Below are 21709 nucleotides of genomic sequence, written 5' to 3'. Positions count from 1 at the left end.
ACAGAATAAGCCGGAGCCGTGGGAAGACGGTCAGACTGCCTGGAATGCTGTGATGGTCAGGAGCTTAATACCGGCGTTGCTGCACGCATCGTGGGGCTCAGGGATGAACAGAGACGCCGTATCGTTCGGCGGGTAGATCCGGAAACCGGCGGCGGGCACCTTGGTGCAGTCGCCGTAGTTGCCGGCTTGGGTATAGCGGATTTCGGCCCACGCCGACTTTCCTGGAGCCAGTTCAATCTTGGTCACCGGAGTTGTGGTTTCGCGGGTTGCGGGTTCGCCGATTGGTTCACCACTGGCGTCGGCAGTCAGGGAGACGCCGGCGAAGCCTTCCAGAATGCACGGGGCGGTGCCGGAGTTTGTCAGGATCAACTTCTCGTAGATGCTGCCGGCTGCACCGCCGCCAGTCGCGTCGCTTGCGGCGCTGAGGGACGCTGCCTTGCAAAGTGCGGGCGCTGCGGGGGCCGCGGACGTCGCTGTCTCTGAGGGTGACGGCGCTGTGGTGGCCGTTGCAGGGGGAGAGCTTGAGGTCGCCGAGGACGAGGCCGACGGCGTCGCGGAGGTTGGCGGGGCACTACTGGTTCCCGACGGGCTAGGGCTTGGCCCACAAGCAGCAAGAAGCAACAGCGCAGCGGCTGCCGTCGTCGTCACAAGACCGGTTTTGATGCGCTGAGTCCACATGGGCACCAGCCTTGCTCCGGCCGCGACGGGAGTCAATTCAGCCACGGCCGGAAGCGCGGATTGGCGCCCGGATCGTGATCTTCCGGGCGCCACCTGCGCTGATTACTTGGCGTTTACCTTCACGGCTGCGGGCTTCGCCGAGCGGCTGCGGAAGAACGCTGCGCCACCCAGGCCGAGGCCCGCGATGCCCGCGATCAGGCCTGCCCAGCTGCGTGCCTGAGAGCCGTCGTCGCTTACTGCGGAGGCCTGCTCGGTGGACTCAGCAGCCGGAGCCTGGTGCTCGCCTGCGACGTCGGTGGGAGTGATGGTAACCGACGGTGCCGGAGCCTTCAGATCGTGCGGGTCCTGACCTTCCTTGGCGATTTCGGACCAGTCAGTTTGGCCCTGTTCGCAAGTCTGCAGCGTGGGGAAGTAGATGGTCTTGCCCGCGGCATCCGGGAGCTTGACCGACAAAACCAAGGCGTCGCGCAAGTGCGGATCCAAAGGTGCTTTGGCCGTGTACACAATCTGGCTTGTGCGCTTGGTGATGGTGGTTCCGTCGTCGAGCTTCTTGGGCTCGGCCAAGGTTTCGGTGACCTTCTCAACAGTCCAGTTGGGGTTGACCGTGGGCTGGGCGTCGTTCAGTTCCTCGGGGAGTGAAATGGCAACTTTGGTGGTGCCGAAGGTGTCGCAACCGTGGGGAATGCCGAACGTCAACAGTGAGTAGGATTTTGCTGCTGTCTTGTTCGGGTCGACGCCAACGTGGGCCGATGCACCTGCGATACCGGCCATCATCAGGGCGGCTGTTCCACCAGCGACGGCGGTAGCGGAAAGGGTGCGGCGAATCGAGGATTTCATGGGAATAGCCTTTCGGGGGCGCCGGGTTATCCGGCGCGGGGTACGGGTTTGAGGCCCGTCACCTTGCAAAGGCTTGTGCTGGCTTTGCAGCTTTGGTGCCGGGCGGAACTAGGGAAGAACGACGACGGCGGGCGGACCGCGGCGGCTGTCTTGCCTAAGGTTCCGCCAAGGGCGGGGGATGAAGACGTCGGGTGCGCCGACTGCGACAGGTGAGGCCCCGGCGTCGGGCCTGAACAGCAACGTGGGCAGGGCGAGCAGCGGCCGCAGCCAGGCGGCGAGCTGCCACAATGCATTTTCACCCTTTGCCAGGACCACCGCAGACGCAAAGGTGGCGAGGACGTGGCCTACGAACATCATGGTGCCAAAGGCTGTGCCGAGCTCATGGGTGTGCGTCGCCGCAATATCCAGCCCGGGGGTCAAGGCTTCGCCACCGAGGTGGTGGTTCATTCCCTGCTTGCTGGCTGTTATGGGACTCAACGTGGTGAAGGCTTCGTGTAGAGCCAACTGCCCCGCGCCTAAGAGCCCCGCCAGAGTGAAAAAGTTGAGCTTGAACCGGGTAGCGAGCGTGGCAGCCAGAGCCGTCAGCGCAACGAGCGCCAGCAGAACCGGTGCTGTGGGAAGTTCTCCGCCACCCACGACGTGGGCCCCTGCAGCGAGGAGAACCACCACAATCGAGATGGCTCCCGACCGCAAAGCATGAAAGGGCGCCCGGGACTGCGATGTGCGCACGGGCCCTCCCTCATCTGTGGCTGCTTGATTATCGGCGTCTTGATTCTATCGGGAGTTCGGTGCCGGGCAGGACCCGGATGGGTGCCTATGTGGATAGCTCCGCTTAACGCCTCGAGGAGCGAACGAAAGTTGGCTTCGGCGGCTCCGGAACATTCGCTGCAGATCCGGACCGTCGACGGCGGAGCTCAAGTTTCAGGCTTTCCTCACCGCGAGCCATGGCCCAGTGATGATTGGCAGAGAATGCCGGTTTGAAGAGCCAGCTCAGACGGCGAAGCAAGGGCTTGGTGGCACTGACGCGCCAGTCGTAGGTGATGACCACCTCCGGGCCGTCGGTCTCGAAAGTCCATCGGCCGGTGCCGTTGAGGTCCCCTTCAGCGGTGAGCGCGAAGCCGTCGAGTGTCACTGGTTCAGTGACAGTGAGTCGCCAACGCAGGGTGTACGGGAGCCATCCCTTGGTATGAAGGTCAAAGCATGCACCAACTCCATCCGGTCCGCCTTGGGCCACGGGCGTGACCTTGAGGTAGACGGAGGGCCACCATTGTTTGAGAGCCGCGGCGTCGCCCAGGACGTCCACTACTTCCTCGCGTGTACCCGCCACCCGCCACTCTGTGACGAACGCGTAGTCGGTGCTCTTCTGCGTGCGCTTGGCCATTGCTGCCTCCGCGGTCCGTGGGGGTTCCGAGGGTGTCTTACGGCATCCGGGCTCAATCTACGCCTGCCTTCGCCGAAGGGTTAGGTCTCGCGGCTTTGGATCTCCGAAAGTGCTGAGATCCTGCCCCTCGTCGCTTCAGCCATCGGTTTTCAGCAGGTCTTTCATGTCGAAGAGTGCTTCCAGCGGGGCAGCTGTATCCGTTAGGGGTGCAACAGGGCCTCCACCGCAGTCTTCGATGTGCCGGGAGTAGCGCGCCTCATCGCCTTCCCGCACTACGATTGTCGAGGCAGTGCCACCGGCACAGCCAGGTTTCTGGGTTTTGATGTTTTTGGTCCGTTCCGGCAGGCTGCGAACCAGATCCGTCACCTTGGTCCACGTATCCGCCGGCACTGCAGTCGTTTCCTGACGGAGGACATCACCATAAGAATCCACGGTGATGCTGGCTTCTGTGTCCGAGGCCTTGATCACGTAACTGCGATGGTATTCGGGCGGAACGGAACTGTCTCGAAACGTGTATTCGACTGACGTCCTCGACGGGTCCACTTCAAGCGGGGTGGCGGCGGAGCAGCCCGTAGTCAGTCCAACTGAAACGGCAGCGATAGCAATCATTATGATGCGGCAACGCATGAATCCCCCTTGGCAGCCGGGTTTCAACAACCCGGTCGTGTTCAAACTAATCTTCCCCCACCCTGTAAAATCCGAACTGCCGTGCATATGCCGGAGCTTTGGGGAGCAACTTTGGGGGCATTAGACAGGCTAGCGACGCAGTTTTAGCAAGCACTCATTGCCAGAGCATAAAGGCAACCCACTCGCATCAAACCCACTTGTGTTTAGCCGCGCCTAAAAGCGCGGCGTTTGAAAGGACCCTCATGAGTCAAGATCAGCCTGGCTACACGCCACCACCGGTGCCCCAGGGCTACCAGCCGCCCGCACCCCAGGGGTACCAGGCGCCGCCGGCGTTCGGTCAGCAGCCGCAGGAGGGTTTCCAGCAGCCGTACGGCCAGCCTTTCCAGCCGCCACAGGGATTCGCGCAGCAATACGAAGCTCCATCCACGCCGACCAAGTCCTTCCTTGTGACGTGGCTCCTGGCATTGCTGGTGGGCGTCCTCGGCGTTGACCGCTTCTACCTTGGCAAGATCGGCACCGGTATTGCCAAGCTGCTTACCTTTGGTGGCCTCGGAATTTGGGCATTGGTGGACCTCATCCTGGTTCTGGCCAACAAGCAGACGGACAAGTATCGTCGCCCGCTGGAGGGCTACGACCGGCACAAGCTGGTCGCCCTCATCGTTTCCGCTGTAGTGATCCTTGCCAGCATCGCGTTCAACGTAAGCCAGGGCATCGCAACAACCGCAGCCCTCTCTGCCCCGGTAACTGCTCCGTCTGTTGAACCTGTCACCAAGTCAACCCCGACGCCCGCACCTGCGGACGATGTGGAAACCAACAGTCGTGGAAACCTCGTTATGGCCTTTGGCGACATAGGCACCATTAGCGACGGCAGGAGCGGTGACGTCCACACCAAGTTCACCGTCAACAGCATCGCGCCGGTTACTTGCACCGAACCGTATGCTCGTCCCTCCGAGAACGGCAACGTGGTGGCGGTTGATATCACCGTTGAGACCACGCCTGAGCTGGCTCAGTCTACGTACCCGAAGTTCACCTTGAGCGGTTTCGACTTCAAGTACATTGCAGCCAACGGCACCAGCTTCAATGGCTCCCTCGCCAGCATGGCGACGTACTCGTGCATTCCTGACGCGGAGCAGTTCCCCAGTGCTGGCATGGGACCCGGCGAGAAAGTCACTGCAAAGGTTGTGCTGGACGTGCCAGCGGCAACGGGAACCCTGGTTTTCGAGTCCGGCCTCGAGGGTGGTTTTGAGTACAAGTTCTAATCCGCGTCCACGGACGTAAGAAAAGGCCCTGCTTCCCTCATAAACAAAGGGAAGCAGGGCCTTTCTCATTGGCGGTGACGGTGGGATTTGAAACCTCTCCCGCGCCTTCTCCTGTGGACTTTGCCCCTAGAATTCGCCGTTTCTCATCACCCAACGTCACGTGAGTTCATGGCAGATGTGGGCAATATGTGGGCAAAATGTGGGTGGCTAAACGGGATGGTTGGTTTCGCCTGAATAGGCTTTAGCCATGACTACAGCAGAAGCACTTCAGCCCGAACAGGTCTACACGACAACTGAAATTTCGGAGTTGTTGAAAATTAGCAAGAATCAGGTGACCGCCCTCACCAAGCGAGACAACTGGCCTCATCTGATGGTGGGTAACCGACTTCGGTTCACTTCATCCCACGTCCAGGCCATATACGCGTTGCTGAACTCGCCAGAACCTGCACCATCGGAACCTCGCCGTAAGGTGGGGTCGCTGTCCCGCCAAAGCCGAATTCCGCGCTAGGCGCTTAAATGCCGAAGGGTCCATAGCCACCACAGCTACGGACCCTTCAAAGCGTTTTCATCAAACCATCACGTCTGATCTGCTATTAGATTAACAGAAATGCAGATCGGCGCAAGTCCAGCGGAGGGGGATCTGCAAAAAAGTGCATCACTTGCGGGATGGTAGGTACTCCGGATCAGGTTCCACCTCCTCAAAAGGGCTGCGCACAACCACGCCAGCGCGGTCCTCCGCGTTCAGCTCGGCCATCAGCTTCTGGAAACCATCACGATCAAACTTCGCCATGGTTCAGGACGATACAGACAGGGTGCGACAAAAGGGCCCGTCCAGGCTGTGCCATCGCTACCATGATCTGTACTAACCGGAACGCCACACACATCGGGAGAACTGAAATGGTAGACGATGAACTCATATCAAAGCTGATGATCCAGTTGAACGTAGCGGGCGACTCCAAGTTCCTCGCAGGCTCCGGAGACTACACCAAGTGGTTTGGGCAGGCGATTTCGCAGATCCTTGTCCTTACAGGTGAGGACGACATCATTACGGTCGGTCATACGTTGGAGGCCTACAACGTGTACGACGTGAAGCGTGATGAAGACGATACAGCTACAGGAAAATTTCAAGTACTCACTGACAAGCTGCTGATTGTCACAGAATTCCAAGCTCCAAGTCATGTCACTACAACCGCTTACCCTCTACGTGACACGACATCAGTCACGATCAAAGAGGTTCAAGACACCAAATTGCGCAGACGCGATGGACAGTGGCCAGAATATGTGACGTTCCAAGTGGAAGTAGCAGGGAAGACATTCAACTTCCCCCCTGGCGCTGATACGAGTTCGTACCAAACCGAAGAGATTCCAGCCGCCTTCAAGGCGGTCAGGGCGGCACTGACACAGGGCTAGCCGTGAACGCCTAGCGAGCGTACGAAGACACATTGTTGAAGGGCAGCTGTTCAGACCCAGGAAGCTAGATGTGTGCATGGGGGCGGGGACACAAGTAGGGCGGTTCGTCTTCCGACGAACCGCCCGTCTCTGCAAGCTCTAGACAACCGTCGCGGCAGTGGCGATGTGGTGCGAGACTTGCTGCCGTTTGTTGTAAGTCGGGCTGGTAGGCCTGCGACTTGCAAACTGGGCTTGGTAACTGGATAGCCCCGGCGAGGTTACGAATTTCGATGAGTCCGCCGTTATGGCTGCATCAAGCTTTGTCATAGCCTCCATTAGCTTGCTCGGCTGTGAACCCTCGTACTGGCGAGTCTCAATGGAAACGAAGTGCTCGACCCAAATGGACTTGCTAGCATTCTCCACGAAGGAAAGATGGATCACCGCAGCACCCAAGGGGCCTCCCGAGTCGCTGTATTTTCCAGGCAGCAGCGTGTAATCGGAGAATCCCGGCCTGCCGTCGCCCGCAAAGTACAGGTGCGCAGCGGTGAACTGTTCCGCACCCACGTAGTCGGCGTTCCTTGCCTCTGTGCGGAAGCTATCTCGCACTTCCACTGACCTGCTAGCACCCACAGCGGCTGAATAGCCAACAGGATCAGCGCTTGAGTGCAGGAAGTGGAGAACGTCGTACCCTGACGTCGCTGCTGCCACGTTCGCCGCAGGAATGTGCGAAGAGCGTATTGAGAGTCCAAGACTCCGGCCAGGATAGTTGGTCAGGAATGACGTAATATCGGTCAAGCTTGTGCTCGCCCTGACTTCTAAGGTCGGCCTTGTTATCCGAGCATCACTCAAAAACGGACTTACGTCCGCCATCCAGGGGCCGAAAACAGCGCCTTGGTCCAATGACTTCTTAGACGGGTTGATAATCAGATAAGTGGCCGCACTGTGTTGCGCGAGAGCACTTAAGGCCCTAACTAAGTCTCGACTGTTGGTGGCCGCAGGTTCGAGAACTGGGAAGACTTTTTGTGCACTGGCGCCAAGTCCGGGAGCGAGGTCCTCAATCGCACGGCATTCGCCTTGCCGCGCGTACAGGTACGGGAAATACATGGTTCCCCCAAAGTGGTTAAAGTTTGAATCTTTGTCACATCCTCAACCACGCGGTACCTTAAATCAAAACTTGTGACAATCTCCCAAAGGCGCGGCTAGACGGCGAGCAATCCTAGCGTGTCCCGCTGTTGACGTCTCCGTTCCATATGCAAGGGCTCGGAGAGACTTGGGGTAGTCAGCCCTTTCGACTAGTGCAGACGCCCGCATGCCGCGCTTTTTCAGCTGATGCAAAGCCTCCGCGTGAGCGACCTCAATAGGAAGGGCGGTAAAAAGCGACCTACAGCGCGCCCATACATCACCAGAGGGAACATCTATTTCATAACCTGCGGCGCGGTTCAGAGCTTCTACGGCTTCTTTCTGTCGAAGAAGCTGAAAAATCGAAGCCTGCTTTAGTCGGGAAAATCCGCTACTGCTCGGACGCACCACTGAAAGAGATCCGTTCTGCCGAATCCCTATAATTCCCACGGTATCCGGTGTTACCCGCTCAGCTTCTGCGGCCCTCTCGATGGATGTGACAACGTTTACGTGTTCAAACCGAGAACTGTAGTCGTCAAGTTGCGCCGGGAGTCGCGCAAAACTGTCAAGATCGGTCTTTATTTCGTAGGCCGTGGAGGTTCCGTTGAAAATTACCAGATCCACGATAGATCGTCCTGAGGGGACTTCCATTAGCGCTGAGGCTGTCCGAACGCTATGTCTGCCAAGAACAATTTTGGACACAAGGTTGTTCTTAAAGTAGTACTCGTTCCGATACGAGTGTCCTAGCAGTCCATGGGCAGCGTCAAAGGCTTCTCCGAGCGTGAGAGTGGCGTCATGAGCTTCTACCAGCTCATGGAGCACCGTGAGCCGAGATGCAGCCCCGCCCCCTTGTGGTGACGCCAAGCTGGCGAACACGGAGGTGGAGAACACAGAAGAGATACGTGCAGCGAACTTCATGCTAACCACTTGTTCCTCCGTTTCCCACACATGGGAGTATAGGCGCTTCTTTGTCGTACGTTTCATTTGGCCCCTGTCTAGTTTTGCGGGCTTCGGGTTGATCGCTTGGGCAGGGCGCCCTCTGTGATGGGCGCCCTGCCTCTCTTGGGCTAGCCTCGACCCACCCTCGCGTACTTAGCGCCAGAATCGGCGGACTTGATAGCACCATTCGCCACTTCCACAGCAACACAGCGGAACGCGCCAAACACCTGACCAGAGTCAAGGATCAAAGTGCCGGTCATCTGCGTAGGGCCAGCAGACGCAACCGCAGCAGGACGCGCTGTGACAACAGGAGCCCCAGCCGGCGCATACTGATAACCCATAGGATTAGCACCAGAACGTAACTGCCTGCGGAAGTCATACACCGCAGCCTGACCACCCATAGCATCCACTTCGGAATCCGTCAGAACGTGCTCACCAGGAGCCAACAACCGCAGCTCCGAATCAACACCCTTTTGCCCGCGCCCAACCACGGCGCCACCAGTAGCCTGACCAAGGATCTGCTGCGGACCACCATTAGGCACCGCGCCAGGATTGATATCCGACTCGTAGTTCCGCTGGATCCGCTCAATCGTCGTGATGGTCACAGTGGACTGTGTGCCGTCCAGAGCCCTTGCCTTAGCGCCAACAGCGTCCAACTGAGAAGACGCAAGATCCTTCAAGCACGCCTCGATGTCAACGTTGTCCGGGATACCCAAGGCCTTCCTAGCGAGGGCTTCAGCAGCATTCCCAGTGACACCGAACTGACCCGCAGCAGCAATCAGATCGTTGTAAGTCGTGACCATCTTCGTGTGGAGCTGATCAGAAGAATAGATCTGATTCCCGTAAGCGTCGGTCGCAGCACCAAGGGCCTGCACCTCAGCCAAACCAGCCGAAGCAATACCCAGCAGAGCAGCCTCGTTAGCGCGCCCCTTCTCAGTGTGAGTATCAAGAGACGTGCCATTGGTAGCAATGGACGCCGTGACAGCATCCAACGCAGCATAGTAATTACGGGCAGCGTCAGCAGTGGAAAGGTTCGACAAGCCTGCCCGAACCAAAGCCGCAGCGTACTTATCCAAAGCCACGACAGTGCCCTCAGCGGTAAGCCCCAGTTCCTCCAAAGCCTTCTTGACCTCATCAGTCACCGGCACGCTCTGACCCATCGAAGTCGTCAAACGGTCCTGGCCCTGTGAGACAACCTCGGCATCCGCGGCGGCTTGCTTCAACGCCTCGCTGTACTCAGGGAACTTCTCCTTGAGCTGGTCCACGCTGATGCCCTGGTCCTTAGCCTTCAAAGCAATCTGCTCGAAAGCCATGGCTGCAACGTCAGGACTCCCGGAAGACACAAACGACGCAAGCTGATCATCGATGGTCTTGAACGAATCCTCAAGCTGCTGAGAAGCGCCCTTAACCGCAGGAACCATGCCGTGAATGATTCCCTCACCCCAGTCACTGAAAGACTGCTGCCAGTCCTTCTTGAACATCCTTGTCAGCGCTGAATCCAGATCAGTTACGCCGGAAATGAGCTGTGAACCGTCCTTCTTCTGGAACAGGTGGTCGAGGGCCTTTGAGGTGTCCTGGATGTTGGCCCGCTGCTTCGCCATATCAATCAGTGCAGTAGTTGTCCGGCCTATGGAGCGTTCAATTTCGCTGTCATCAGCAACGGTCTGCATTGTCCCAAGAACGGCAGCTATAGCCGCGAGGCCGGCCACCAGTCCGGCGCCACGAAGAGCTGCGCCGGCCTTACCTGAGGCCTTTTCCAGGTTCCTGAAAGCCTCAACGCCTTCCTGGATCTTCGGCAGTGCCGTCAGGAAAGCGCCACCGAGCAGCAGCGCGCCGCCAGTGACAGCGGCGATACCCAACCCAGCGGAAAGCATCGGAGCAGGGATCTTGCCGATAGCGTCAACCAGATCCTCAGCGCCCTGAACAATGTCCCGCAGAACCTCGTTCACGCCAGACCCAGACTTAAGGAACACCGAGTCAATGGAGCCAGTCAGCTTCTCAAAATCGCCGGCAAGGTTGTTCTGTTTCAGTGCCGCAGTCTCAGCCGCATAGCCTGCATCGTTGACCTTCTCAGTCCACGCCTCGATACCGGATGCGCCCTGCTCATAAAGAACATTCGCGGCACGAACAGCATCCGAACCGAAGATCACACCCATCGCCGCGTTACGCGCCTCCGGGGTGAGGCCCTGCATCGAGGTCTTCAAATTCTCCGAGAACTTCGACAACCCGATGAACTGGCCCTGAGCATCATAAGCGCTGATGCCCAGTTCGGCCATTTTGTCTTTAGCCTCAACCGACTGAGGCGTGAGACGCTGCAACATGGTCTTGAACGACGTGCCAGCATCCGAACCAGTCAGGCCAGCAGAAGCGAACGCAGCCAAGCCACCAGTGGTTTCCTCAATGCTCAACCCAGTCTGATTAGCGATCAAACCAGTCTGATTCAACGCCATACCCATGTCCTGCACCGACCCTTGCGCCTTACCAGCACCAGCAGCCAACAGGTCAGCGATATGGGGCAAATCCTGGCCGTTCAACTTGAATTGAGTCATAGCCGAAGCCGCTATCTCCGCCGCCTCACCAACCTCCAACGACCCAGCGGCCGCCAAAGACACGGCACCCTTCAAACCGCCACCAAGAATGTCAGCAGTCGAAACACCCGCCTTGGCCATCTCATCAATCGCCTTAGCCGCCTCAGTAGCAGAAAACGACGTATCAGCACCAGCATCAATAGCAGCCTGCCGCATCAAATCCATATCAGCAGAAGTTGCATGCGTAGACGCCTGCACCGCAGACATTTGCTTATCGAACTCCGCATAAGACTTAATAGCCAAAGCAACACCCGCCAAAAGCGTGGTGCCCATGACCATCCCAGCCTTACCAACCCGGTCCAAATCATCCGCGTTACGTTTGGCGAAGTCACCGACACGGGATGCGAAGTCTTCGGCTGACCTCGCTGCTGTTTTCATTCCGGACACGAAGTCCGTTACCTTCGCCTCTAGGGCGATACTGATAGATCGATCCGCGATGGGGACCACCTCTTCCTGAGCCCCAAGCCGCACACGCAGCCTGTTCTGGGCATGAAAAAACCCGCCATGAGCGGGCTTGCCATATGTGCCGAAATCAGCCGGCATGAATCAATCAGTGTTGCGCTAAAGGGTGGGCGATCCGAGAGAGACCAAGTAGCTCTCGAACTGGGTTAGCATCTTGGCATGACTAGTGACCCCGTGCATGATCGCTTGTTTGCTGCTGAGAAAGACTCCAAGGAGCATCTCGATTCATTGCTGAAAGAGAAGGGCGACCAACTTGGGATCGACTCATCCGCCGAGCCTGTACCCGTGGAACCTAGTGACTCGGAAATCATCGACACAACCGATGAACACCACGAGGCCAAGCTACAAACCCAGGCGCATGACGCCATGGAGTGGGGCGTAAGCCCCGCAGAAGACCTCGACTAAGGTCTATCCAGCCTCACGGTCGGTCGTTAGTAAGTGGGGCGCTGGTTGTGCTTGCCGAAGTCCTCGGGCCGAAAGCTGCCATCCTGCACAGCAGCCCAAACCGCGGGACCCTCACCCCAACCATACGGACGGCCCGCGATCTTCACGCGGTAAACAACGCCGCCCCTGAGCCAAGCCCTGACTAAACCAAACAGGGGGGACTGGAAACTCTGTTGCGTAATGCGGTTTGGGTCCACATCAACCGATGCCGCTGGAAGGCCCCTAGCGGCCCTTCTACTGCTGACCATCAGCGATCCTCCACCCAAGAGTTGCCATGGCCTTAGGAGTTAACCCAAGAGCCTCTGACGCGTACCGGCACTCCTGAGCCACCCACGCACTGCCACCTTCGGTCCCCGAAAGCAGCCTGGACTCGTAAGCCACCAGCAAAGCCAGAGTGCCCCGGCAAGATTCGTCCCATTGGGTGGCCTGCGGCGATTCCCAAAGCTCAGTCCAACGAGCCCGTTCCACTTCATTCCACTCCCGCGACTTCGGAAGATCCGGAACGGTTTCTGTGCACCCCTCTGCCGGCAGCTCCACAAGTGCAGCGCGGATAGCCGCGGACTGCGGCCTGTAAGCCCTCGAATTGGGCTTAGTCATATTCCTTTGAGTACCCAAAAGGGTCTCCTTTCAGATCGTGATTGAGGTTGAGCGGTTGGCGCACTCTTTTTTGCCCTCACCAACGGTGGCGCTTGAGGGGGTGGGGGAAGGGGTTATAGCCCATGGCATCAGGGGTTGAGGTGTCTGCGTTTGCCTGCATCGCTGAGGTTGCAGCGCGCGTGCTCCGGCCCTGTCCATGCAGCCCGGTCGTCCGTGTGTCCGAGGTGCCATTCAGCTTCGGGATGGATGGGCTGGCTGCACTTGGCGCAGCACACTGTTCCTGTGGCTACTCGTGGGATCCATAGCTCTCGGAGTTTGCGGTGGGAATGGTTGTACCCTCTTGCCTCGCGTGAGCCTCGTGCCCTCTCTCGTTGGCGCTTATGTTCCAGGCAGTAGCTTCCATCAGCAATGCTTGGACAGTTGGGGTGTGCACAAATCTTCTTTGCCCGCGGCATGTTTCTTCTTTCGTTTGCGTCGTGTTCTTTTATGTCGTGTTCGCGGTTACAGTTGCGGCATGGATAAACAGGGGAAGTTGTTCAAGGTTTCTGGGATTGCGGCAATTGCTGGTGTTCTTTTGTCGGTCATCCTGATGGTCGCTTTTGGCAGGGTGACTGGCGGGGCTGTTGTTGTTCTGACTACTTCTGTTGTTGCGCTCCTTGTCATAGCAGCCGTGGCGATATGTGTAGCGCTGGCCGCTTACCGGGAGCAGGGGCGGAAACCAGGAAGCACGCCGCTTATCTATGCGGTGATTGCATTCCCGTTGGGCTGGGTTCTGGCGTTCGTTTATGTTGCTGCCCAGTTCCCACCGTTGATGATGATTGCGCTGGTTGGCCTCGTCACGAGCGTGCCGGCTCTCATCATCGGGATCGTGAAGAAGCTCTCAGTCAAAGCCCCGGTGGCACCGGTCGCCACCGAAGCTGCGCCCTAAAAGTCCACAGCCAAAAATCCCCCAAAGCGTGCAAAGCATAATCACCCTCCCCGGCGGGAAAATTCTGGGAGGGCGGGGTAAGGGAAAGTCCCCACACTCCCGTCTTCCGTTACAACATTTCAGGTCCTTGGACTGCGAAGGTTCTCACCATCGGTGGCGGTGTCTGATTCCTCTGGGTGTATGCCCCCTACCTTGATGGTCGGTGCTTTCCGGGGTGAGTAATAGAAGCTCATTCCTCTTCGTCTCGTCTCAGCTCGATGTAGCCTGTGCTGAGTTGCTTTGTGTTGATAAGGGGGAAGTATGCAGTTCAGGCGTTCTGCTGGGTTATTCTTGTTAGGTTTTTGGCTCGCTTTTGGCGGAGCCGTTGTCACCTGGTTTGGTGCGATGACTGCTATATCGTCATCGAATTCTTATTTCAGTGATGGTCCGTCTGGTGGTTCCGTGTTTGCGATGTTCCTTGGTGGTGCTGCTGGGCTGGCTGGCTTCATATGCTTGGCACTGGCAGTGCACCGGGCATTGTCAAAGATTGATGCGCTGCATGTTCCTGTTCAGCAGCAGCACGCACCTCATCAGATGCCTTACCCGCCGTCGTACCCGCCTGCACAGGGCCAGAACTACCAGCCGTAGTTCCTTGAAAGCCAGCGAAATTGCTGCCCACATAGCCACGATGCGGGCAGCCTATGTCTATGCCACCATCGGTGGCGTTGGTCTATCAATGCATCCCAAGCGCGCGGATCTCCTAAAGGCGTGGGACTTGCCTTCAAGGGGCCACTTACACACTGGCCGTAAGTCGAAGGGCATCCACAAGATTTCACTGAATGAATACTTTGAGGATGGTTGGGGCGAGGGAGTAACCAATCTGACCATCCTTCGCGTGATGCCTTCTCTGATGGTTCTTGAGGTGTGGGACATGATCAAGCAGTTGTCCAAACCGCTACCCCCAACACCACATTTTGAGTTCTTGTTCCATGTGCGCAATGCCATCGCTCACAACTCGAAGATTCATATCATCCGCAAGATGCGTGGTCCCGCACACTTTGACGGGATTGAAATAAAGCCTGAGCATCACGGGACCCCGCTTAGCGATCTTGTTGCACCAGGAGACCTATTGGCACTATTGGACGCTCTGGAAGCTGAGCTGTTGGAGGCTTAGAGGGAGTTGTGCCCGTAGCCGTCCTAACACTGCTACGGGCACAACGACATCGGGCAATCCCCGTCCTAGTTGCCCTTATGGAAGTAGACCGGGTGATCAAGATTTACTTGCACCTCATTCGTGACGCCCGCGAGGAAGAGATGGGCGGTCGTTGGGAAAAGCTTCACAGCTGCGAGTTGGCCGTAGATGGTTTCTTGGCCGTGCTGAAAAGCGAAGCTTCGCCCGATGTGTGCCTGGTTGAGGTCGCGGACGCTGACTTCCTCGGCGTTCGGGCCGCTGCCGATGTGGACCATTGATTGTTCTCGTTCCTTTGGTTGGGCTACTGGTTACTCGCTCACTCTAAGGTGAGGCTTCATCGAACTTATAGCCGGTCTGGAGAGAAATTCTGACGCAGCTTCCATACGTAAATCACTTGAGACTATTGCGCTTGACGCCCCCTTGATTGCCGTTCTAGCTAGGCCTCCCGCAACATCACCAAAGGAAGCTTGCCGGTAGCCGTCGAACCAAGTGACACGGCTGACGGGATCGGGAAGATGCTTCCCACCACCCGTGAGTGCCCCGCCCCGGTTACTAGCTTGAGCAAAGTGGCGGTGGCGTTCAGACCTTTGTAGGTGGCAGTTGCGCTATCTGTGGCTAGGACGATGTAGTACGTCTGCCCTGCCAGCAGAGAGACCGCGGGAGAAACTATTTCCACGACGTTGGTATTGGGCGCCGGCCAAGCGGTTGATCCCTTTGACCACAAACGGGCGCCTGCTGAGTCCAGCACTGCCACGTCATAGTTGCCGGCCTGCACGGTTCCGGTAATCCACTCCAAAACGGCCAGGTTGATGTTCCGGTGCGGCTTCACTGGCATGACGATACCCATATTGGCGATACCGATCACTGCCGAGTTCGTGCCCGCGACTGCTAAGGCCGCCACTACCGGATTGCTGCCCACCGTGGAGCAGAAGTCAACCTGCGTCAGCGAGGGATCACCTGCCGGGCCTGTCGCGCCCGCTTGGCCCATGCTGCCCTTGCAAGGTAGCACACCAGGCACCACCCACACTCGATCAAACGTTACGTCTGCGGAGGCGTTGGCTGCGCTGTCCGCCCAGAGAGTGAGTCGCAGGTATGCGGCGCCGGCGCTGGGAGTGAACGTCAGCACCCGGTAGTGGAAACCATCGCGTGCGTAGGCGTAGTTCCCAGAGTTGACTGCGCTCTGAACGCCGTCGGTCCAACCGAATCGACCTTGAGTGACTGGATCAGTCGGGGTCTTGGTGTCAACGCGGACGCGGACAATGGCGGTGATGGGCTTACCCGCCCACTGGGCACGGAAAGCAGCATCGAAGGACATACGTATGTAAGCGGCGGAACTGCCGTCCACAGCCTGGACTCGTAAACCGTACCCGTTACCGGTGACGTTCTCGAAGTACCCCGCGCGTACATCCTTGGTCACGATGGCGTTGCTGGATTCCCACCCTGCCGGCAGCGTGCTGGTCCAGTCAGAGAAGTTGCCGTTAGGAATGAGCTGATCAGCGTTAGTCTCAATGGCGCTTACCTGCTGAGCCCTAATTGCACCAGTGTCCTTGCTGTACGTCCAGAACGGAAGTTCAAGCTGAGCCATGAGCAGCGAGCCATTTGGTGATGGAGCGTCCGCAGAGGTTGTGGGGTGGATGCCGTCGGCCTTCATGTACTGAGTGAGCGTGCCGCCCAGCTTCTTGATGGCCGACAGGAAGAGCTGGTGGAGGTCGATTACTCCGTAGCCCCGCTATCTGGGCGTAGATGCGGTTCTTCTTCGCCATGTCAGTGTTGTCGCGGTTCGGGATTTGCAGCACGCAAACGAGGTCGGCGAACGGAAGGTCCTGCTTGATGGTTTCAGTGAACGCTAGGTACTGACCTCGCCAGTGCGCGTCCGTTGAGCCACCCGCCGTCGTGCCTTCGTTCTTGCCATGGAGCAGCACAACCAGGTCGGGGTTCGTCGCCAGAAGAACCGGGTAGCGGGATCCCTGTGCATAGGATGCGTTCATCCCCGAGACAGCGAAGTTCCACACGTGTGTGACGAAGGGGCCACCTGCGTTGCCTACCCCTGTCCCTGTCTGGAGGGTCACAGGGGTAGTCCACGTTGCACCCGTTCTGGGATCGATCAGGTGGTAGATGTAGCTACGCGACGGATTCAGGGATGCGCGGGCTTGGAGCAGGAGGAAGATGTGTTCAAGCTGCTCGTTGCCGATGGAGTCACCAACCCAAAGCTCGCTCAGGTCGCGGAGGTCTTCGGCCTCTAGTGACAGGTAGCGGTGAGTGCCTGCTGCTGCGGTGACGGGTCCTGGCTTGAGCGCGAATGCATCCTGCATGGCCTCTGATGCTGGGCCAAAGGTGGTGTTGAGTGCCGCTGCTGTGGCGCTTCCGGGGTCAGTGACAAGGACGTGCACAACATCGTCAGCAAGCTCTATAGGGTCACCTGGAAAGCCTGCCGACTGCTCCAACAAGGCAAGACGCGCCTTGTCTGCTGCGATAAGGTCTTGTGCCTTTTGGGCGTTGGCGGATATGACATCGTTTCCTTGCCGGAACGGTTCGTTGCCGTCCGGTTTCTGGAAACCGAGTGGAGTGGTCGTGATAGCCACAAAGGGCTCCTTGTCTGTTTTGGGTGAACCCGCCATAAGCGGGCTGTGTGTGTTGCTGATATTGAGTCGTCAGATCGTGTCGTAGTGTCGGACGGTGAAGACCCCAATTCGAAGGCCGTTCATCAAGCCGCGACCTGACGAGCCACAAGAAACCTCAGTACTGCCGGCCCGTTCCTCTCCTTGGCGGCACGATCTAGTGGTTGGTTTGGTTTCCGGATCGATTGTTGCCTTGCTATCGGTGTTCATTCAGATCCATTTTGATGATGTTCGTTCTGACAAAGAAGCGCGCCAAGAGAACCTGAGATTTGTCCGGGATAGGTCTGGATTGGGAGAGACACCCAGACCCTTCGCCACATTGGACCTGGCAGGTCAAAGCCTCGCAGGCCTGCATTTAGAACGAGCAAACTTCAGGGACGGTGACCTCAGCCATGTGAGCGCCGAGCAAGGCATTTTCTCGGATAGTCAGTTCAAGGATGCCGACTTGTCCGATGCAGATTTTTTTGGCGCTCACATGGCTGGAAGCGGAATGACTGGAGCTGACCTGTCGCACGCTCGTTTCTATCAAACCGACCTCAAAGGCGCCTTATTTGAGAACGCTAATGTGGACGGTACCGACTTCGTGACAGCGGACCTGTCCGGCGCCGATTTTCGAGTGGTGAACATCGACAAAGCGAAGCTCGTTGATGAAGACGGTACAACGGTTTGCTACAACAAGACGACGAAGTGGCCCGACGACTTTCGACCCCCTCCTATGAACTCGGGAAACTGCCAGTGGCTTTGGACAGACACCCGATAGAAGCCGCCAGCCGCCCCTCGCCAACCTGAGAGGTGAGGGGTTGTTACTGGTCGCTCGGGTGCGGGTAGACGTTGATGAGTCTGCTGGTCATTGCGGGACGTAACCTGCCGCCCATGTGCCCTGTTCCCTGAGCTGTCACTTCTTGAAGGGTGAACACGTCTTGGCATCCTTCGCAGAAGAACCTGCCGTCAGCGTCGATCTGGACGATGGTGCCCGATATGTTGATGGTTCGCAGCCGGTAGGTTTCTTCTCTGCCGTTGAGCCTGACGTGCCTAGTCTCCCAAGTGATCCCGGCAGGTTCAGGAGGGGGCCAGTTCACTTGCCTCCGTATATCTGGTTGTACAGTTCGTCCTGCTCCTGCTGAGACATTGGGGCGTCCTTGGGCTTGTCGAACCCTGCCATCCAGCGCTGCATACGGACCCGGTAGGCCGCGAGTCCTTCGTGTTCGACCTCGATAATGTCTTGTTCGGCTCCGCCCTGGTAGTTGTCGATCATGCCGAGTACTTTGGCCCGGTCCGGTTCGGCGGCTGCTGCGTGGCGTGCCTGCCAGGGCACGTGGCGGAGCATTTCGGGGTCGATGCCTGATGCTGTGAACGGCGGCAGGTCACCAGTTGCCCACATGGTCGGGATGGGTGCCTCTTTTATGGCGATTTCAACCAAGTCGGGGCGTTGCTGAAGTTCGAGTTCGTAGAGGGGGTTCAGTGCGGTGGGGTCATTCAGAGACATTGGGTGTTCCTTTTATAGTTCTGGGTTTACGGTGGTCGGCATGAGCAAAAAATTCACGTACGAGGGTGGGCCGCGCAACGGGGAGAAGAGCGAGGCTGAGGAATCAGACTTCCCGCAGATCTACCCAGGCGGCGAGTATCAGTGGTCAGGTTTGTCTCACAGCAGCACAGGCGCCGGGGATCCCGACGGGCCGCTCAGAGACGCAAACTTGGCTACGGCGGTTTGGTCCGAAAAGGAGGCTTAGGCCTGGGCTGAGGTTGGTTCAACGGCGCCCCTCAACATAGGTGCGCAGCTCAGCCTCAACCTCGTCGTACTCCTGCTGTAGCAAACGAAGCTTGGTGTGCGCCCGCGTGATGATGTTCTGCCGAGTCTCCGCGATTTTCTTGTAGTACTCCAAGGATCCGTACGGGTGGCGGGTCATACGTCCGCCTCCAATTCCTTTACTCGCTGCTTGAGGTCGCGGACTTGTTGAAGCAGTGCGACTGTGTGGGCGATCCAATGCCCTGCCTCCACGTCCGCACTGGAGTCGGCTAGCGGCTGGTTGGCTTTGAGGTAGGCCAGTATCTCCGGGTCAAGGTGTTTAGCCACCCGCGGGTCATCAAAGAACCCGCTCATGCTGCAACCTCTGCACGCGCTTCGTAGTGGGCGGCTTTGCGCTGATAGAAGGCGGCGCGTCGTGCTTCGTGTTCTGCCTTCTCCTTCCAGGCTGCGGCCTGCGCAGCCCAATCCCACTGGGTCAGTTGACGTTCCGTGTACTCGTAAGCCATTTGAGCTACTTCCTGTTCTTGCGTTCTTTTTCGACGGCACTTACTGCTGCGTTGCCTGTCGGGTCGCGATGAAGGGTGGTTTTCCCGTAGTGACGTTCGGGACGGTTCTTGGTTGCTAGGAGCTGCTGTTGATAGACGATGGCGAGGTTTCGCCAGTGGATTGTCTGGCGTTTCCAGTACTCAGCGAGTTCCGCATCAGTCATGCCGCCACCTCCCCAGACATGGCTGTTACATGTGTTTCTTGTGTTACTTCGCCGAACAGTTCAGGCTCGGAAGTAACACTTGTAACAGATGTAACAGGGGCATATAGCCCTCTTGATGGATTGCTGATTCGTCCTGCTTCATAGGCTCTTCTTAGGTAGACGCGAGCTGTTGAATCTTCGAGGTGCAGGAGTGTTGCAACGTCTTTGGCCTTCGTTCCCTCGGGGTACCTATTGATGAGTTGGATGACCTAGGCCATGCGGTCATTTACTCCATCGGTTGTCCTTGCGTCGGTAGCTGCTTTCGCTGCCTCGGCTCGGGATCCGCCAGCTAGCACCCACTTGCCGGTGCCTGCCTGCTCCAAGATGTATTCGCCTTCCGCTGCATCGCGACTGGTTACTTGTAGCTGCGCTTGCGTTTCGTGGCGTGAGTGTTTCAACAGCAGGATTGGGTCCGCTGCCCCAGCGATGCCTTGAGTTCCACTGACTGCATCGAGAAAGTCTGCGCCGTCCATCTTGCGTGTGTGGTGCACGATGACGACACTGGACCCTGGGTTGTCGTCTGCAAGTCGTTTGAGCGCACCCATGACGCGGTAGTCCCGGTCGTATTGTGTTTCCCCTCCGACTGCTGAGGGCATTGCTTTGCCGAGGGTGTCCAGGATAACCAACGGATTTTCGCCGGGGTGCCTGTCCATGAATTCGCGGATGGTTTCCACCATGTCCCCGCGGGGAACGTCGGTGATGAATGTCAGATTATTGCTGAGGCTTGTGACGCCCAGGGTTCTTAGCCTCGATTGCAGCCGTCTCGGTCCATCTTCGAGGGCGAGGTATAGGACAGGAGCTGCTGTTGTATTGACGCAGCCAAGTACTTTCTGGCCGGTGCTTATGGCGATTGCGATGCCGAGGACAAGCCATGATTTCCCGATCTTCGGTGCTGCTACAAGGAGCGTTAGCCCTTCGGGAATGATGCCATCGACGATGTAGACGAGTTGGGGGAATACCTGTTCCAAGAGCCATGCGCCTGTGAACGCCTTCTTGAGCTTTGAGGGCGATTCGTCTTCGTAGGCTTCGGCGCGGAAGTATCCGGGGATGTGGTGGTCCGGGGCGAGCTGTTCGGTCAAGTCCGGTCCTTGCGTCTGATGTGGTCTTGTTGTCTTGAGCCGGCGTGGGCGCTCATCTCCACGCCGGCTGTTGGATTGGCTACCTTCAAGCAGCCTGCTTGTGTTTTCGGATGTCCGCTGCCTGCCTGACGAACAGTTCTTCCCAATCCGCAGCAACCCCATGGGAGTCCGCGGTAATGATTATGTGTAAAGCTTCTGTTCCTCCCCACGCGTGAGGGTTCGGGAACATGGCAGGCCCGTACTCGCTTGGGTAGCGGAAGGGCCTGTAGCTGTGTACCAAAAGTTCAAGGACGGCGCCGTGAGGTAGCCGCGAAATGTCCCAGGAGTGATTACGGTCCAGTTCGGTTGGGTCGTAGGAAACGGATCCGCGAGTGCTTGTGTCGTATCGGGCTACGTCGATAACTATCTTTTTGCTAATCACGCCGATGCTCCTGGCAGTTCGGTGAGTTGTTCCTGCGTTGAGGTGAACGCTGCGGCGACGGTGCGGCGCGTTAGTTCCTCAACTTCGATTTCTTCCACCCCGCGGGTTCCGTAGGTGTGGGATTGGAGTAGGCCGCGGATTGGTGCGGCTAACCATTCGGGGCGAATCGTGACAACGAACGCGGCAAGCTTGCTGGCTTGCTCCTGCGTCATACGGCGGACGGTGGGCACGGTTGATGCGGTGCTATTCATTTGAATGAGGCCTTTGATCAGTACGGTGTGATGGTTTTAGTGATGCTTCCCGTGAGCTCCCTCCCAGAGAGCACGACGGGCGTTTCGCGTCAGCTTGGTGGGCTGACATGAGCGAGGGGTTGGTGGCCGGCTTAGGCGGCGCCGGTCTGCTGCCGTGTCTGGTCGTCTAGCCATGATTAGACATCAGAGACCCTGTAGCGGACCGAGCGGCCTAGCTTGATGAACTTCGGCCCGATGCCGAGGTATCGCCAGTTCGCCAACACGGCTGGGGAAGTTTCAATCCGCGCCCCGAGGTCGGCTGGCTTCATGAGTTCAGAAGTCATTTTTTCTCCCTGGTGTGTTCTGGGAAAAGAGCTTAATTCTGAGTGGTTCAGGTTTGACAATTCAGCCTCTCTCCCTAATTTGACATTAGATCGCGGGGAGCAA

31 protein-coding genes are annotated in these 21709 nt (G+C 57.9%); 8 read left to right on the top strand and 23 right to left on the bottom strand.

The window, feature by feature from the left end; all coding sequences use genetic code 11:
* Window positions 1–30 precede the first annotated feature (30 nt).
* The 5 genes from M1D89_RS19675 to M1D89_RS19655 form a co-directional block, all read right to left on the bottom strand.
* Window positions 31–678 (bottom strand): DUF4232 domain-containing protein, encoded by a 648-nt coding sequence (locus M1D89_RS19675; RefSeq protein ID WP_498651003.1) that lies wholly within the window; start codon window positions 676–678, stop codon window positions 31–33.
* A gap of 102 nt (window positions 679–780) precedes the next feature.
* Window positions 781–1515: a YcnI family copper-binding membrane protein gene (locus M1D89_RS19670; protein ID WP_498646171.1), complete on the bottom strand. Its 735-nt coding sequence runs from the start codon at window positions 1513–1515 to the stop codon at window positions 781–783.
* 108 nt (window positions 1516–1623) lie between these two features.
* Window positions 1624–2244, bottom strand: a complete 621-nt coding sequence (locus M1D89_RS19665; protein ID WP_498646169.1) for a hypothetical protein — start codon at window positions 2242–2244, stop codon at window positions 1624–1626.
* 103 nt (window positions 2245–2347) lie between these two features.
* Entirely contained in the window at window positions 2348–2896 is a 549-nt protein-coding gene (locus M1D89_RS19660; RefSeq protein ID WP_498646167.1) for an SRPBCC family protein, read from the bottom strand.
* A 135-nt stretch (window positions 2897–3031) separates the two neighbouring features.
* Window positions 3032–3523 carry a hypothetical protein gene (locus M1D89_RS19655; protein ID WP_498646165.1) on the bottom strand — a complete coding sequence of 164 codons (492 nt, stop codon included), beginning with the start codon at window positions 3521–3523 and terminating at the stop codon, window positions 3032–3034.
* 242 nt (window positions 3524–3765) lie between these two features.
* Between M1D89_RS19655 and M1D89_RS19650 the strand changes: the two genes are divergently transcribed.
* Window positions 3766–4782 (top strand): TM2 domain-containing protein, encoded by a 1017-nt coding sequence (locus M1D89_RS19650; RefSeq protein WP_498646163.1) that lies wholly within the window; start codon window positions 3766–3768, stop codon window positions 4780–4782.
* 655 nt (window positions 4783–5437) lie between these two features.
* Here M1D89_RS19650 and M1D89_RS19645 read toward each other — a convergent pair.
* Window positions 5438–5572 (bottom strand): hypothetical protein, encoded by a 135-nt coding sequence (locus M1D89_RS19645; protein WP_498646161.1) that lies wholly within the window; start codon window positions 5570–5572, stop codon window positions 5438–5440.
* A 107-nt stretch (window positions 5573–5679) separates the two neighbouring features.
* On the opposite strand from M1D89_RS19645, the gene M1D89_RS19640 reads away from it, so the two are divergent.
* Window positions 5680–6192, top strand: coding sequence for a hypothetical protein (locus M1D89_RS19640; protein WP_498646160.1), 513 nt, complete (start codon window positions 5680–5682; stop codon window positions 6190–6192).
* Between the two features lie 138 nt (window positions 6193–6330).
* Here M1D89_RS19640 and M1D89_RS19635 read toward each other — a convergent pair whose 3' ends face one another.
* From M1D89_RS19635 to M1D89_RS19625, 3 genes are all read right to left on the bottom strand, one after another.
* Window positions 6331–7275: a sce7725 family protein gene (locus M1D89_RS19635; protein ID WP_498646158.1), complete on the bottom strand. Its 945-nt coding sequence runs from the start codon at window positions 7273–7275 to the stop codon at window positions 6331–6333.
* 63 nt (window positions 7276–7338) lie between these two features.
* Window positions 7339–8208 carry a sce7726 family protein gene (locus M1D89_RS19630; protein ID WP_498646156.1) on the bottom strand — a complete coding sequence of 290 codons (870 nt, stop codon included), beginning with the start codon at window positions 8206–8208 and terminating at the stop codon, window positions 7339–7341.
* A gap of 149 nt (window positions 8209–8357) precedes the next feature.
* A complete protein-coding gene (locus M1D89_RS19625; RefSeq protein WP_498651002.1) occupies window positions 8358–11195 on the bottom strand; it encodes a phage tail tape measure protein in 2838 nt (945 codons plus the stop codon).
* 243 nt (window positions 11196–11438) lie between these two features.
* Between M1D89_RS19625 and M1D89_RS19620 the strand changes: the two genes are divergently transcribed.
* Window positions 11439–11684, top strand: a complete 246-nt coding sequence (locus M1D89_RS19620) for a hypothetical protein (RefSeq protein ID WP_498646154.1) — start codon at window positions 11439–11441, stop codon at window positions 11682–11684.
* A gap of 273 nt (window positions 11685–11957) precedes the next feature.
* Here M1D89_RS19620 and M1D89_RS19615 read toward each other — a convergent pair whose 3' ends face one another.
* Window positions 11958–12320, bottom strand: coding sequence for a phage terminase small subunit (locus M1D89_RS19615; RefSeq protein WP_498646152.1), 363 nt, complete (start codon window positions 12318–12320; stop codon window positions 11958–11960).
* 427 nt (window positions 12321–12747) lie between these two features.
* Between M1D89_RS19615 and M1D89_RS19610 the strand changes: the two genes are divergently transcribed.
* The 3 genes from M1D89_RS19610 to M1D89_RS19600 all read left to right on the top strand — a co-directional run bounded on the left by M1D89_RS19610 (window position 12748) and on the right by M1D89_RS19600 (window position 14401).
* Window positions 12748–13248 (top strand): hypothetical protein, encoded by a 501-nt coding sequence (locus tag M1D89_RS19610; RefSeq protein WP_498646147.1) that lies wholly within the window; start codon window positions 12748–12750, stop codon window positions 13246–13248.
* A gap of 300 nt (window positions 13249–13548) precedes the next feature.
* A complete protein-coding gene (locus M1D89_RS19605; protein WP_498646145.1) occupies window positions 13549–13875 on the top strand; it encodes a hypothetical protein in 327 nt (108 codons plus the stop codon).
* A 4-nt stretch (window positions 13876–13879) separates the two neighbouring features.
* Window positions 13880–14401: a hypothetical protein gene (locus M1D89_RS19600; protein WP_498646144.1), complete on the top strand. Its 522-nt coding sequence runs from the start codon at window positions 13880–13882 to the stop codon at window positions 14399–14401.
* A gap of 65 nt (window positions 14402–14466) precedes the next feature.
* On the opposite strand, the gene M1D89_RS19595 is transcribed toward M1D89_RS19600, so the two are convergent.
* The 3 genes from M1D89_RS19595 to M1D89_RS19585 all read right to left on the bottom strand — a co-directional run bounded on the left by M1D89_RS19595 (window position 14467) and on the right by M1D89_RS19585 (window position 17001).
* Window positions 14467–14694, bottom strand: a complete 228-nt coding sequence (locus M1D89_RS19595) for a hypothetical protein (protein WP_498646142.1) — start codon at window positions 14692–14694, stop codon at window positions 14467–14469.
* A gap of 161 nt (window positions 14695–14855) precedes the next feature.
* Window positions 14856–16004 carry a hypothetical protein gene (locus M1D89_RS19590; protein ID WP_498646139.1) on the bottom strand — a complete coding sequence of 383 codons (1149 nt, stop codon included), beginning with the start codon at window positions 16002–16004 and terminating at the stop codon, window positions 14856–14858.
* Window positions 15991–17001, bottom strand: coding sequence for an SGNH/GDSL hydrolase family protein (locus tag M1D89_RS19585; protein WP_498646135.1), 1011 nt, complete (start codon window positions 16999–17001; stop codon window positions 15991–15993). The genes M1D89_RS19590 and M1D89_RS19585 overlap by 14 nt, the downstream gene beginning before the upstream one ends.
* 94 nt (window positions 17002–17095) lie before the next feature.
* On the opposite strand from M1D89_RS19585, the gene M1D89_RS19580 reads away from it, so the two are divergent.
* On the top strand, window positions 17096–17797 hold the full coding sequence (locus M1D89_RS19580) for a pentapeptide repeat-containing protein (RefSeq protein ID WP_498646132.1): 702 nt from the start codon (window positions 17096–17098) through the stop codon (window positions 17795–17797).
* Window positions 17798–17840: 43 nt separating this feature from the next.
* On the opposite strand, the gene M1D89_RS19575 is transcribed toward M1D89_RS19580, so the two are convergent.
* Together M1D89_RS19575 and M1D89_RS19570 are read right to left on the bottom strand one after the other, a co-directional pair.
* The gene (locus M1D89_RS19575; RefSeq protein WP_498646131.1) at window positions 17841–18116 is read right to left on the bottom strand and encodes a hypothetical protein; all 276 of its coding nucleotides are present in this window, start codon (window positions 18114–18116) and stop codon (window positions 17841–17843) included.
* Complete coding sequence (locus M1D89_RS19570) at window positions 18113–18523, bottom strand: hypothetical protein (RefSeq protein WP_498646129.1); 411 nt, start codon at window positions 18521–18523, stop codon at window positions 18113–18115. Before M1D89_RS19570 ends, M1D89_RS19575 begins: the two co-directional genes overlap by 4 nt.
* A gap of 40 nt (window positions 18524–18563) precedes the next feature.
* Between M1D89_RS19570 and M1D89_RS19565 the strand changes: the two genes are divergently transcribed.
* Window positions 18564–18767, top strand: a complete 204-nt coding sequence (locus tag M1D89_RS19565) for a hypothetical protein (RefSeq protein WP_498646127.1) — start codon at window positions 18564–18566, stop codon at window positions 18765–18767.
* Between the two features lie 18 nt (window positions 18768–18785).
* Here M1D89_RS19565 and M1D89_RS19560 read toward each other — a convergent pair whose 3' ends face one another.
* From M1D89_RS19560 to M1D89_RS19525, 8 genes are all read right to left on the bottom strand, one after another.
* A complete protein-coding gene (locus tag M1D89_RS19560; RefSeq protein ID WP_498646126.1) occupies window positions 18786–18944 on the bottom strand; it encodes a hypothetical protein in 159 nt (52 codons plus the stop codon).
* Window positions 18941–19138, bottom strand: coding sequence for a hypothetical protein (locus M1D89_RS19555; RefSeq protein WP_498646124.1), 198 nt, complete (start codon window positions 19136–19138; stop codon window positions 18941–18943). The genes M1D89_RS19560 and M1D89_RS19555 overlap by 4 nt, the downstream gene beginning before the upstream one ends.
* Window positions 19135–19290 (bottom strand): hypothetical protein, encoded by a 156-nt coding sequence (locus M1D89_RS19550; RefSeq protein ID WP_498646122.1) that lies wholly within the window; start codon window positions 19288–19290, stop codon window positions 19135–19137. Before M1D89_RS19550 ends, M1D89_RS19555 begins: the two co-directional genes overlap by 4 nt.
* Before the next feature lie 5 nt (window positions 19291–19295).
* On the bottom strand, window positions 19296–19493 hold the full coding sequence (locus M1D89_RS19545) for a hypothetical protein (RefSeq protein ID WP_498646120.1): 198 nt from the start codon (window positions 19491–19493) through the stop codon (window positions 19296–19298).
* A gap of 248 nt (window positions 19494–19741) precedes the next feature.
* On the bottom strand, window positions 19742–20611 hold the full coding sequence (locus tag M1D89_RS19540; RefSeq protein ID WP_498646118.1) for an AAA family ATPase: 870 nt from the start codon (window positions 20609–20611) through the stop codon (window positions 19742–19744).
* 85 nt (window positions 20612–20696) lie between these two features.
* Window positions 20697–21032 carry a hypothetical protein gene (locus tag M1D89_RS19535; protein ID WP_498646116.1) on the bottom strand — a complete coding sequence of 112 codons (336 nt, stop codon included), beginning with the start codon at window positions 21030–21032 and terminating at the stop codon, window positions 20697–20699.
* A complete protein-coding gene (locus M1D89_RS19530) occupies window positions 21029–21283 on the bottom strand; it encodes a hypothetical protein (RefSeq protein ID WP_498646114.1) in 255 nt (84 codons plus the stop codon). The genes M1D89_RS19535 and M1D89_RS19530 overlap by 4 nt, the downstream gene beginning before the upstream one ends.
* Before the next feature lie 176 nt (window positions 21284–21459).
* Window positions 21460–21606 (bottom strand): DNA-binding protein, encoded by a 147-nt coding sequence (locus M1D89_RS19525; protein ID WP_498646112.1) that lies wholly within the window; start codon window positions 21604–21606, stop codon window positions 21460–21462.
* Window positions 21607–21709 lie beyond the last annotated feature (103 nt).

It is taken from the genome of Arthrobacter sp. D3-18 (assembly GCF_054408525.1).
The sequence above is the reverse complement of the archived record's forward strand: the minus strand, read 5'-3'. Positions and strand labels throughout refer to the sequence as shown.